Genomic DNA, 11,741 nt, shown 5'->3' on the forward strand with positions numbered 1-11,741 from the left:
TCCAAGTCTGGGGAGAAGAACGTTCGGGCGAGTGACGGGAACGTTCAGGCGAGGGGCCCGGGAGCCGGCCGCACGGTCGGTGCGCAGTCCTCGAGGGTCACCGGCTCGCCCATGGCGACCAGGATCTTCCGGCCGCCCTGGTAGGCGTCGCGTCCGTGGGCGGACAGGATGTTGTCGACGAGCATCAGATCGCCCGGCTGCCAGCTCTCGCGCCGGGTCGCCGCGTCATAGGCCGCGTTGAGCGTCGCCACGTCCTCGGCGGTCAGTTCGCCGCCGTCGCCGAAGGCGGTGTCGAAGGGCAGGCCGTCGTCGCCGTAGGTCATGGTCAGCACGTCGAGGACCTCCTCGTCCAGCGACCAACGGCTCCAGAACGCGGCGTGGTTGAACCACACCTCCTCGCCGGTCACCGGGTGGCGGACCAGCGCGGAGCGGCGCTGGACGGTGCGCAGGCCGGACTCGCCGGTCCACTCCCAGCCGATGAGGTTGCGCGCGCAGTACTCCTCCACCGCCTCGGGGCGGTCGGTGGCGAACGCGGTCGGCCAGGGCAGCCCGACATGGCTGTGGTAGTTGCGGGTGAGCAGCCAGCCCGCCTTCCGGAACCGCTCGACGAGGTCGGCGGGCAGCGCCGCGAGCACCTCACGGACATCCGCGACGGTGGTGGCGCCGCCCTTCTCGGGCGCCTCCAGACAGCAGAAGACCAGCAGCCCGGGGAAGTCGAGCGTGTAGCTGTTCTCGTTGTGCAGGTGGATGGGCTGCGCGGCCGGCAGGTCCGTGGAGGAGTACACGTCGTCGCCGTACGCGCTGCGCGGGGTGGCCTTCTCCTTGTAGGCCGCCCGCGACTCCACCAGGATGTCGCGCAGCTCGGCGAACTCCTCGGGCCGGGTGATCGGCAGCCCCCGGATCAACAGGTGCCCGTGGCGCAGCAGTTCGGTACGGATCGCCGACCGCTGCTCCGACAGCCAGGTGCGGGCCCCGGCGAGGTCCGGCAGCGCGGGTGCGGGGAGGACCGGCGGCTTGCCGGGCTCCAGGAGGAGGGGCAGCTCGGCGGGGGCAGTTGCGTCGGGATTCATATGAGGGAACTCCGCTCCTGAAGGTGCCGGCGCACCACCGCGGTCAGGGTGGCCATGTGGTCATGGAGGTAGAAGTGGCCGCCGGACAGGACGTGGATCTCGCTGTGGCCGGTGCCGAGTTCGCGCCACCGCTGGAGCCGGTCGACGGGGACGGCCGAGTCGCTGTCGCCGCCGAACGCGACCACCGGGCAGTCCAGGCGGCGGTCTTCGTCCCCGTAGGAGTAGCTGTCGGTGACGGCCATGTCCGAGCGGCAGGCGTCGAGCACCAGGTCGATCAGGTCGGGCTCCGCCAGGATGTCCTCCGGCATGCCGCCGCGCTCCTTGAGCAGCGCCAGCAGCTCGTCATCGGTGAGCCGGGCCGGGGAGACGGCCGCGGAGCGGTGGGCGTGCGCCGCGGCGGCGGCCGACGGGTAGAACGCGGCCGCCGGGCGCCCGGCCTGCTGGAGCCGCCAGCACACCTCGAAGCCGAGCAGCGCGCCGAGGCTGTGGCCGAAGACGTGCACCGGCGTGTCCAGTCCGGCCAGCACCTCCGCCAGCGGGTCGGCCAGGGCCGCGATCTCGGTGGCCGGTTCCTGCCCGTAGCGGGCGCCCCGGCCGGGGTACTGGGCGGCGACCACACGGACGCTGCTCGGGAACCACTGGCCCCAGTCGCCGTAGGCCTGGGCGGAGCCGCCGGAGTGCGGCAGCAGCACGAGTGTCTGGCCGACGGCTGCGGGGCGGGGGGTGACGTCCCAGAGCCAGTCTCGGGGCTGGGGTGTTCTCGTGTGGTCGGGTGCGGGTTGTGTGGGGTTGCTCGCGCCGTTCCCCTCGCCCCTCGGGGTCGTGGGGGGTGAGGGTGTGTGGTTCTGTGCGGGTTGTGTGTGGTTGGTCGCGCAGTTCCCCGCGCCCCTTGCTGATGCCGGCGTCGGTGTCATGTGCGGTCGGCCCCCTCGGACCCCATTTCGGCTGCGGCGGCCTCTCGGATCAGCTCGGTGAGACGGGCGGCCAGGGCGGCGAGGCCGCTGTTGCGGAAGACATCTCGTACGGGGACCCGTACGCCGAGTTCCTCCGAGAGGCGGTTGGCGACCCTGGACGCCGCGAGCGAGGTTCCGCCGACCTGGAAGAAGTTGGCCTCACGGGTCAGGGAGTCGCGGCCCAGGAGCTCGCTCCACACGGAGGCGACCAGTTCCTCCAGCACGCCTTGGGGCGCGGTGCCCGCCGGGTCGGGGGCCTGAGCGGTCTCGTCGGCGGGCGCGTGCCCGGCCGGTACGGCCGCCTCGGTCGCGAGCTGCTGGAGCGTCAAGTCGGGGTGGCTGGTGGCCCTTTCGAGGAGGCGCAGGTAGGCCTCGCCCAGCTCCTCCATCGTCGAGCGGTCGAACAGGTCGGTGCGGTAGGCGAAGTCGCCTCTGACACCCTGGGTGCCTGAGGTGAGGTAGAAGGTGAGGTCCTCCTGCACATCGAGCCCCCGTGGCGGCAGGTGCTCGACGGTCAGCCCGGACAGGGCCAGCGGTGCGGTGAGTTCCTGGTGCGAGGCGACCGTGACCTGGACCAGCGGGTTGTGGCCCGCGGCGCGCGGCAGCTCCAGCCGCTCCAGCAGCAGCTCGAAGGGCAGCTCGTCCTGCTTGTAGGCGTCGATCAGGCTCCGCCCGGTGCGGACCAGCACGTCGGCGAAGCTCTCGTCGGGGGAGAGGGCGCCGCGGATCGGCAGCACGTTGACGAAGAACCCGATCAGCTCCTCCGTCTCCGGCAGGGCGCGGTTCGCCGTCGTGATGCCGGTGATCAGGTCCCACTGCCCCGACCAGGCGGCGAGCAGCGTCTGGAACGCCGCGAACTGCACGGCGAAGGGCGTCGTGCCGCGGGCCGTCGCCAGGTCGGCGACGGCGGCCGAGACGTCCGACGGGACGGCGAAACCTATGCGGTCACCCGCGCTGGAACGGACGGCCGGACGCGGCCGGTCGGTCGGCAGCGCGAGCAGATCCGACGCCCCGGCGAGCACCTCGCGCCAATGCGCCAGGGCTTCCTCGTGAGCTGCCTCGTCGTCCGCGAGAGAACGTTGCCAGACGGCGAAATCCGGATACTGAACAGCGATTTCGGCCAATTCCGCGACGTCCGCCAGAACCTTTACATCGGTCACCGACGGCAGATCGGACGCGGCGTCGTAAAGCGCGGCCAGCTCCCGGTGGAAGACGTCCATCGACCAGCCGTCGTTGGCGATGTGATGGAACACCGCGACCAGCACATGCTCCCGCGCGCCGAGCCGGAACAGCCGGGCCCGCAGCAGAGGATCACGCTCCAGGTCGAACGGCAGCCGGGTGAAGTCCCGTACGACAGCGTCCAGTTCCTCCGGCCCCGCGACGTCCTCGGGGACCAGCCGGAAGGGCGTCGGATCGGCCACGACCTGGAACAACTCGCCCTGGCGGACGGCGAATCCGGTGCGCAGCACCTCGTGCCGGGCGAGGACCGCGCCCAGCGCGGCGGCCAGCGCGTCCACGTCGAGCGGGCCGGTCAGCCGGTAGGCGTGCGGGGCGGTCAGCGAACGGTCGTCGTCCCCGGCCACCTGCTGGGCGAGCCACATGCCCTGCTGGGCGTGCGACGCCGGCAGCGGCAGCTCCCGGTCCGCGCGGGGCACCGTACAGGCCGGAGCCTCCCCCGCCCGGTCGAGCCACGCCTGGAGTATGTCGACAGCCGGATCAGGCTGTTGGTCAGCCATGCAGAAGCGCCCTTTCCCCCGGGATAGCGGTGCGAAAACGCTTGGCGGTGAATTGACGGTCGGTCAATGCACCCGGATTGGTTGCTGGTTGAAGCCAGTATGAGGATGAACTCCGAACAAGATCCAGTCTTGACTCTCGCGATTTTTGAAGCATATGTTGCCGTGAGTATCGACCCGCACCGCAGATTTTTCGGACATCAGGCACCAGATCCGTCGCACCAGTGAGCACCGGTGAGCGCCGCTGAGCACCGGTGGGCACCGTCCATCGTCCTGGTGCCGCGCTGCGGCTCTCCGGCCCGGACGTGAGCGGACGTAAGGGCTCCGTCGACAGTTCCCTGACATTCCCGCCGAGCCGGGTCGGCCACCAGCGGGCGCACGGGCCGGGGTCACCGACCGGCTTCAGCCACACCGAGGAGAAGTGGGATCCCCATGAGCTCGTCCCAGCAACCGGCTGCCGACCCGGACGACCGGGCCCAACTGCTGCAGCGCTGGCTGGCCGGCCGGCGCGGATCTTCGGACGCGCCCGCCGTCCCGCGCGCCGACCGGTCGGCCCCGCTGCGCGCGTCCTCCGGCCAGCGCAGACTCTGGTTCCAGGACCACGCCGAGGACGTCTCCGGGGACCGCAACATCCCCTTCGCCTGGCGGCTGACCGGCTCCCTCGACACGGACGCGCTGTTCGGGGCGCTCGACCTGATCGTGCGACGCCACGAGGCCCTGCGCACCGCCTTCCGGGAGGACGGAGCCGAACTCCTCCAGGAAGTGCGCGACCCGTACGCGTTCGACCGTACGGTCGTCGAGGTCCCGGCGGAGGCGCTGGCCGGACCGGTCGAGACCGCCACCTACGAGCCGTTCGACTGGACCGAGGGCAGGCTGCTGCGCGCCCGGCTCTTCCGGCTCGCGCCCGACCGGCACGTCCTGCTGCTGGTGGCACCCCACCTGGTGGTCGACGACTGGTCGGCCGGCACCCTCCTCGCCGAACTGACCGCCGGATACACGGCCCTGACCGCGGGCGACGAGCCCGCGCTGCCCGAACTGGCCGTGCAGTACCCCGACTTCGCCGAATGGCAGCGCACCCGGCTGGAGAACGGGGCGCTGCAGCCCGGCATCGACTTCTGGCTGCGGGCCCTGGACGGCGCGCCCACCGTCCTGGACCTGCCCACCGACCGGCCGCGCCCCGCCCACAGCAGCCACCGGGCCGGCTGGACGCCGCTGCACGTGGACGACGCGACCGCACGGGCCGTCGAGGAGCTGTGCGCCCGGGAGAAGGCCACCTCCTTCATGGCCCTGCTCGCCTCCTACGCCGTGCTGCTCGCACGCCGCTCCGGCAGCCGGGACCTGGTCATCGGCAGCCCCGTGGCCGGCCGGAGCCTGTCCGAGCTGGAACCGCTGATCGGCTTCTTCGTCAACACCGTTCCGCTGCGCGTCCGCGTCGATCCGCAGCAGCCGTTCAGCGCCCTGCTGCGGCAGGTGCGGGAGACCGTGCTGTCCGCCATGGAGCACCAGGACGTGCCCTTCGACCATCTGGTGCAGCTGATCGCCCCGGAGCGCTCGACGGCCGCCAACCCGCTGGTGCAGGTGGCGTTCTCGCTGAACGCCGCCGCCGGACGGGCCCGCCCGCTGCCCGGCCTCGAACTGGCCGACCACCCGGTGGCCGGCCGCTCCAGCCGCTACGACCTCGTCCTCGCCCTCGCCCCCGAGGACGAGGGCCTGCACGGCGAAGTCGTCTACGACGCCGACCTGTTCGACCCCGAGACCGCCGAGCAGCTGGCCGCCGAGTACCTCGCGACCGTGCGCGCCCTCGTGGCCGAGCCGGAGCTGCCCCTGCTGCGCCTGCCGGGGGACGCGGCCGACGCGGCGCTCGACGGGCCCGCCGCCGACTTCGACGCCGGCCTGAACGTGGCCGAGCTGGTCGCCGAGGTCGCCCGGCAGGACCCGGACCGGATCGCCGTACGGGCACCGGACGGCGCGTTCGACTTCGCCGCACTGGACCGCCGGGCGAACGCGCTGGCGGCCGCCCTGCGCGAGCACGGCGCCGGACCCGAGCGTGCCGTGGGAGTCCATCTGGGCCGGTCGCGCGACCTGGTCGCGGCGCTGCTCGCCGTGTGGAAGACCGGAGCGGCGTTCGTGCCGCTCGACCCGGCCCACCCGGTCGACCGGCTGGCCGCCACCGTCCGGGACGCCGGTGTGACGGTGCTGGTCGCGGACGCCGCCGCCCCCCTGGCGCGGGCCGCCGACGGTGTGCCCGTGCTCGACCCCGCCACCCTGGCGGCGGCCGAGGCCCCCGAGGTGCGCCCGGAGCGCGGGCTGCCCGACGCACTGGCGTACCTCGTCTACACCTCGGGCACCACCGGCGAACCCAAGGGCGTCGGCGTCAGCTACCGCAACCTCGCCAACCTGGTCGCGGCCGTCGCCCCGCTCGCCCCGGCGCACCACGGCCTCGGCGGCAATGTGCTCGCCCCGGCCTTCGACGGCTGGATCTGGTCCACCGTTCTGCCGCTCGCCCACGGCCGCGGCGTCGTGCTCGCCGACCCGCTCGACGGGATGGACACGGTCCTCGACGGGACCGTGGACCTGATCACGGCGACCCCCTCGCTGCTGGCCGCGCAGCCCACGCCGGCCGCCGGATCGGGACCGCGGACCGTGGTCGTCGCGGGCGAGGCGTCCGCGCCCGCGCTCGTCGAACGCTGGTCGCGGGCACGGCGGTTCATCAACGCCTACGGGCCCACCGAGACGACCATCTGCGCCACCTGGGCCGACTCCGCCGCAGGCGACGACCCGGTCACCATCGGCCGGCCCCTGCCCAACTACCGCATCCGCGTGCTCGACCGCTATCTGCGGCCGGTCCCGGCCGGCACGCCGGGCGAGCTGTTCATCGCCGGAGAGGGCGTCGCCCGCGGCTACCGGAACCTGCCCGGCCAGACCGCCGCCCGCTTCCTGCCCGACCCGCTCGGCGACGGCGGCCGCATGTACCGCACCGGCGACCTGGTGCGCCTGCGGCCCGACGGGACACTGGAGTTCGTCGGACGGGCCGACCAGCAGATCAAGGTCCGCGGCTTCAGGGTGGAGCCCGCCGGCATCGAACGCGCCACCAGCGCGGTGCCCGGCGTCCGCAGCGCGGCCGTCTTCACCGTGCCCGGCCCGGTCGCGCCCGCGCTCGGCCTGGCCGTCGTCCCTGACGACACGGCCGGGGAGAAGCTGGAGACCGAGGTGCGCACCGCGCTGGAGGCGGCGCTGCCCGACTTCATGGTGCCCTCGTACGTCCTGCGCGTCGACCGGCTCCCGCTCACCGCGACCGGCAAGGTCGACGAGGCGGCCCTGGTGCTGCTGTGCGAGGAGAACACCGACCGCGACCGTGCGGGCGAGGCGCCCTCGACGCCCTCTGCGAAGCTCGTCGCCAAGGCGTGGAGCACCGTGCTGAAGAAGCCGGTGGACAGCGTCGAGGACAACTTCTTCGAGCTCGGCGGCCACTCGCTGGTCGCCACCCAGGTGGTGTCGACGCTGCGCAAGGAGACCGGGCTGCGGCTGCCGATGAGGCTGCTGTTCGCCCACCCGACCGTGGGCGCGCTGGCCGCCGAGCTGGACCGGCTCGCGGCCGAACGGGAGGCCACGCCCGAGGCGTGACCGCGCGCCGACAGGCCCCGGCGGCCGGCCGTACGCCACCGCCGGGGCCTGTCGGCATGCCCAGCACCCTTCACGGACCCCGCATCCCCGACCGAAAGGCAGCAGACATGCCCACGTTCACCGCGTCCGACGGGACCCGGCTCGCCTACCAGGTGCTCGGTGACGGGCCGCCCCTCGTCTGTGTCCCCGGCGGACCGGGCCGCGCGGGCACGTACCTCGCCGGGCTGGCCGGGGCCGCGGGCCGGCGGTCCCTGATCCTGCTCGACAACCGGGGCACCGGCGCCTCCGACGAACCCGCCGACCCGGCGTCGTACGGCATGGAAGGGCTCGTCGACGACATCGAGGCGCTGCGCATCCGTCTCGGCCTGGAGCGCATGGACCTGCTCGGCCACTCGTCCGCCGGGAACACCGCGCTGCTGTACGCCCTCCGCCGGCCCGAGCGCGTCGCGCGGCTGGTGCTCCTCGCGCCGAGCACCCGCGCCGTGGGCATCGGGGTCGACGACTTCGAGGAGGCGCTGGCCCGGCGGGCCGACGAGGACTGGTACGAGAGCGCGCGGGCCGGGATCAAGGGCTGGCTGGGCGCGCCCACGATCGCCGACAGCCTGCCCCACCGCGAGCAGGCGGCCCCCTTCTTCTACGGCCGCTGGGACGAGGCCGCCCGCGCGCACGCCCGCGCCGAGACGGAGGAACTGTCCGAGCCGGCCGCGGCCGGTTTCTACGCCGACATCACCCTCGATCCCGCCGAAGTGCGGGCCCTGGCCGCCGAGTCGGCGACGCCGGTGCTCGTGGTGACGGGCGAGCGGGACCCGTTCCCCACCCCGGCGACCGGGGAGCGGCTCGCCGCGCTCTTCCCGCACGGGGAGTCGTACGTCCAGCCCGGCGCGGGCCACTACATGTGGCTGGAGGACCCGAAGGCGCTGGGCGGAGCGCTCGACGCCTTCCTGGGCCGCGCGGTCTGAGGCGGGGGTGGTGCGGGCCGTGGACGGCGGCCCGCACCCGAGCGGCTACCCGTCCGCGGTGGCGGCCGCGACGACCGCCTCCTCCAGTTCACGGGCGAGGTCGGCCAGCACCGGATGGTCGAAGACGGTCCTCAGCGGCAACCGGCAGCCGCTGAGGTCGGTCAGCCGGGACAGCACGCGCGTGGCGAGCAGCGAGTGGCCGCCGATCCGGAAGAAGTCGTCCTGTGCGCCGACCCGTTCCACACCGAGCACCTCCTGCCAGACCTCGGCGACCAGTTCCTCGATCGGGCCGCTGGGCGCCCGGTAGGCAGCGGCGGCACGGAACTCCGGTGCGGGCAGGGCGGCCCGGTCGACCTTGCCGTTCGCGGTCAGCGGCAGCTCCGCGAGCACCGTGTAGGCGGCGGGGTGCATCCAGACGGGCAGCGCCCGCTCGGTGTGCGCCCGTACGGCGTCCAGGTCCGCACCGGCTCCCAGGCAGACGTACGCGCACAGCTGCGGCTCGCCGCCCGGCGGGGTGCGCAGGGCGACCGCGGCCTCGGTGACGCCGGGGTGGGCCGCGAGCACGGCCTCGATCTCGCCGGGCTCGATACGGTGACCGCGGACCTTCACCTGGGCGTCGGTGCGGCCCAGGTACTCCAGGCGCCCGTCGGCGCGCCACCGCGCCCGGTCACCCGTGCGGTACATCCGGCTGCCGTCCCCGGCCCACGGGTCGGGCACGAAGCGGCCGGCGGTGAGTCCGGTGCGGCCCAGATAGCCGAGCGCGACACCCGGCCCGGCCAGGAACACCTCACCCGGGGTGCCCACCGGGACCGGGCGCAGCCAGGCGTCCAGGACACGCACCCGCATCCCGCGCAGCGGGCCGCCGATGTGGACGGCCCCGCCCGGCTCCAGCCGGCCGCAACTGGCCGCGATGGTCGCCTCGGTGGGCCCGTAGAGGTTGTCGAGCGTGAAGGGCAGCTCCGGCGGGACGCCGGCCAGGCTGTCGCCGCCGATCTGGACGGAGCGCAGGGAGGGGGCGGCGGAGGGCAGGGCCTCGGGTGCGGCCGCCGTGGGTTTCGTTGCTGCCGCCGCTGCCGCCGCGAAGAGCGGCGTGGTCAGGAAGGCCACCGTGACGCCCGCGTCCGCCAGCCGGTCCCAGAGCCGGCCCGTGTCGAGCCGGGCCTCGTCCGGCAGCACGGTCAGCGTCGCCCCCGCGGCCAGCGCCGGAAGGGTGTCCAGCAGCCCCGCGTCGAAGCTGGGGCTGGCCAGTTGGGAGAGGCGGTCGTCCGGGGTGAGGGCGTAGTGGTCGACGTACCAGGAGACGAAGTTGCCGATGCCCTCGTGCGTCACCAGGACACCCTTGGGCCGGCCGGTGGAGCCGGAGGTGTAGATCACGTACGCGGGCTGCAAGGGCCGTACGTCCGGGCCGGGTTGGGCGGCGGACGACGGTGTCGACACATCGAGGAGTTCGACGTGCGCGGGCCATTCGGGCCGGGACCGGGTGGTGTCGTCGGTGAGCACCAGTGGGCAGCCCGAGTCGCGCAGCAGATGGTCGAGGCGCTCGGCGGGGTAGGCCGGGTCGAGCGGCAGATACACGGCCCCCGCGCGCAGTACGCCGAGCAGGGCCGCGATCTGGGCGGCCGAGCGCGGCAGACAGACCCCGACAGGAGTGGCCGGGGTCGTGAGGCGGGAGGCCATCAGAGCGGCGACACGGTCCACCTCGGCGTCGAGCTGGGCGTAGCTGAGCCGAGTGGCGCCGTCCACCACCGCCTCCGCGTCGGGGCGTTCGCGCACCTGCCGGTCGAAGAGGTCGAGGACCAGCGGCGGTTCACCGGCGGGCGCGCCGGTGGCGAACGCGTCGAGCTCCGCGGCCTCTCGGTCGGTGACCGTCGGGATCAGCGAGAGGCTCGTGCCGGGGGAGCGCGTCAACTCCTCCAGCAGGGCGACGAATCGCTGTGCCAGCCCTGCGATGGCGCGAGGTGTGAAGAGGTCGGCGGCGAAGTGCGCGTCGACGGCCAGCGCGCCCCCTTCGCCCGGCCCCGCGGCGAAGGTCAGGTCGAACTGGGTCCGGGTGGTCTCCCGGAACTCCAGCCGCTCACCCCACGCGGACTCCGTCCCGGGGACCGGCTCGGCCAGGGTGAACACCGCCTGCACGAGCGGGTTGTGTCCCGGAGCACGGGTGGGTGCGACGGCCTCGACCAGCCGGTCGAAGGACACGCCCTGGTGGTCGTAGGCGTCGAGGACGGTGTCCCGGGTGCGGGCGACCAGGCGCGCGAACGGCTCGGACTCGTCCACGCGGCCGCGCAGCGGCAGCAGATTGACGAAGAGGCCCACGATCGGCTCGGTCTCGGCGGAGCGGCGGTTGGCCGCCACCGAGCCCACGATCAGATCCGGCTGACCGGTCCAGCGCGCCAGCAGCACCTGGAAGGCCGCGAGCAGGGTCTGGAACACGGACGCTTCACAGTCCCGGGCGATCCGCTCGAGTCCCGCCACGGTGGCGGCCGGAATCTCGAACGGGTGGCACCCGGCGGCGAAGGTACGGTCCGCGGGCCGGGGCAGGTCGGTCGGGAAGGGCAGCGCCTGGGGCGCCCCGGCGAGGTGCTCCCGCCAGTGCGCGAGGGCGTCCGCGAACGCCCCGCGCTCGAACTCGGACTGCTCCCAAGCGGCGAAGTCGGCGTATTGATGGGCGAGTTCAGCAAGGTCCGCGGTGGGGGAGCGGTAGAGCTCGCCGAGTTCACGATGAAGCAGGTCCATCGACCAGCCGTCGGTGGCGATGTGGTGGATCACCAGGAAGACGATGTGGTCGCGGTCCGTCAGCGTGAACAGCCCGGCGCGCAGCAGCGGACCGCGCTCCAGGTCGAACCCGGCGGCGAAGAACTCCGCCATCCGCGCCCGACGGACCTCTTCGTCCCCGCCGCAGTCCTCGACATGCAGCTTCAACGGCCCGGCAGCGTCGACGAGTTGATGGAGCACACCGTCGGAGGCGAGGGAGTAGCGGGTGCGCAGCGACTCGTGGCGGGCCACCAGGGACTCCACGGCCGCCTGGAGGGCCGCCGCGTCGACCCCCTCGCGCAGGCGCAGTGCCAGCGTGGAGTGGTAGACGGTGCCGCCGTCCGGGTCCGCCTGGGAGCGCAGTTGGTGGTCGAACCAGAGCCGGCGCTGGGCGGTCGACGCGATCAGCGGACGGGACCGGTCCGCGTGCGGCATGGTCGCGCGGCGCGGGCGGGAACGGAGCCAAGCGGTGATGTCGTCGTCAGGAGAGTCAAGCGACACAGTGCCCTCCGAAGGGGCTGTTGCGACGGGATCCTTGGGGGTGGGCGGTGCCGTCGACGGCCCCGCACAGTTGATCAACTCGCGGCGGACGGCAGCAAGTCTCCCGGCAAGTGACCTGCGCCACTCGGAAGTTGGCCGACGCGGAGCATC

Annotated in this window: 6 protein-coding genes; 2 read left to right on the forward strand and 4 right to left on the reverse strand. The window is 73.5% G+C overall.

The features are described from left to right. Positions 1–44 precede the first annotated feature (44 nt). The 3 genes from RKD23_RS33625 to RKD23_RS33635 all read right to left on the reverse strand — a co-directional run bounded on the left by RKD23_RS33625 (position 45) and on the right by RKD23_RS33635 (position 3,759). Positions 45–1,070, reverse strand: a complete 1,026-nt coding sequence (locus RKD23_RS33625; protein ID WP_424857127.1) for a TauD/TfdA family dioxygenase — start codon at positions 1,068–1,070, stop codon at positions 45–47. Continuing rightward, positions 1,067–1,762 (reverse strand): thioesterase II family protein, encoded by a 696-nt coding sequence (locus tag RKD23_RS33630; protein ID WP_424857128.1) that lies wholly within the window; start codon positions 1,760–1,762, stop codon positions 1,067–1,069. The genes RKD23_RS33625 and RKD23_RS33630 overlap by 4 nt, the downstream gene beginning before the upstream one ends. A 218-nt stretch (positions 1,763–1,980) precedes the next feature. Beyond that, a complete protein-coding gene (locus tag RKD23_RS33635; protein ID WP_424857129.1) occupies positions 1,981–3,759 on the reverse strand; it encodes a condensation domain-containing protein in 1,779 nt (592 codons plus the stop codon). Positions 3,760–4,188: 429 nt separating this feature from the next. Here RKD23_RS33635 and RKD23_RS33640 point away from each other — a divergent pair, with 429 nt between their 5' ends. Together RKD23_RS33640 and RKD23_RS33645 are read left to right on the forward strand one after the other, a co-directional pair. Next, positions 4,189–7,380: an amino acid adenylation domain-containing protein gene (locus RKD23_RS33640; RefSeq protein WP_424857130.1), complete on the forward strand. Its 3,192-nt coding sequence runs from the start codon at positions 4,189–4,191 to the stop codon at positions 7,378–7,380. Between the two features lie 107 nt (positions 7,381–7,487). Continuing rightward, positions 7,488–8,339, forward strand: coding sequence for an alpha/beta fold hydrolase (locus RKD23_RS33645; RefSeq protein WP_424857131.1), 852 nt, complete (start codon positions 7,488–7,490; stop codon positions 8,337–8,339). 45 nt (positions 8,340–8,384) lie between these two features. On the opposite strand, the gene RKD23_RS33650 is transcribed toward RKD23_RS33645, so the two are convergent. Then, positions 8,385–11,591 (reverse strand): non-ribosomal peptide synthetase, encoded by a 3,207-nt coding sequence (locus tag RKD23_RS33650; protein ID WP_424857132.1) that lies wholly within the window; start codon positions 11,589–11,591, stop codon positions 8,385–8,387. Positions 11,592–11,741 lie beyond the last annotated feature (150 nt).

The organism is Streptomyces sp. SAI-170, assembly GCF_049739565.1.
In the GTDB taxonomy this organism is placed as follows: domain Bacteria; phylum Actinomycetota; class Actinomycetes; order Streptomycetales; family Streptomycetaceae; genus Streptomyces.

Coding starts and splice junctions, on each gene's coding strand:
- RKD23_RS33635 (WP_424857129.1), bottom strand. CDS start 3,759: ATGGCTGACCAACAGCCTGATCCGGCTGTCGACATACTCCAGGCGTGG.
- RKD23_RS33640 (WP_424857130.1), top strand. CDS start 4,189: ATGAGCTCGTCCCAGCAACCGGCTGCCGACCCGGACGACCGGGCCCAA.
- RKD23_RS33645 (WP_424857131.1), top strand. CDS start 7,488: ATGCCCACGTTCACCGCGTCCGACGGGACCCGGCTCGCCTACCAGGTG.
- RKD23_RS33625 (WP_424857127.1), bottom strand. CDS start 1,070: ATGAATCCCGACGCAACTGCCCCCGCCGAGCTGCCCCTCCTCCTGGAG.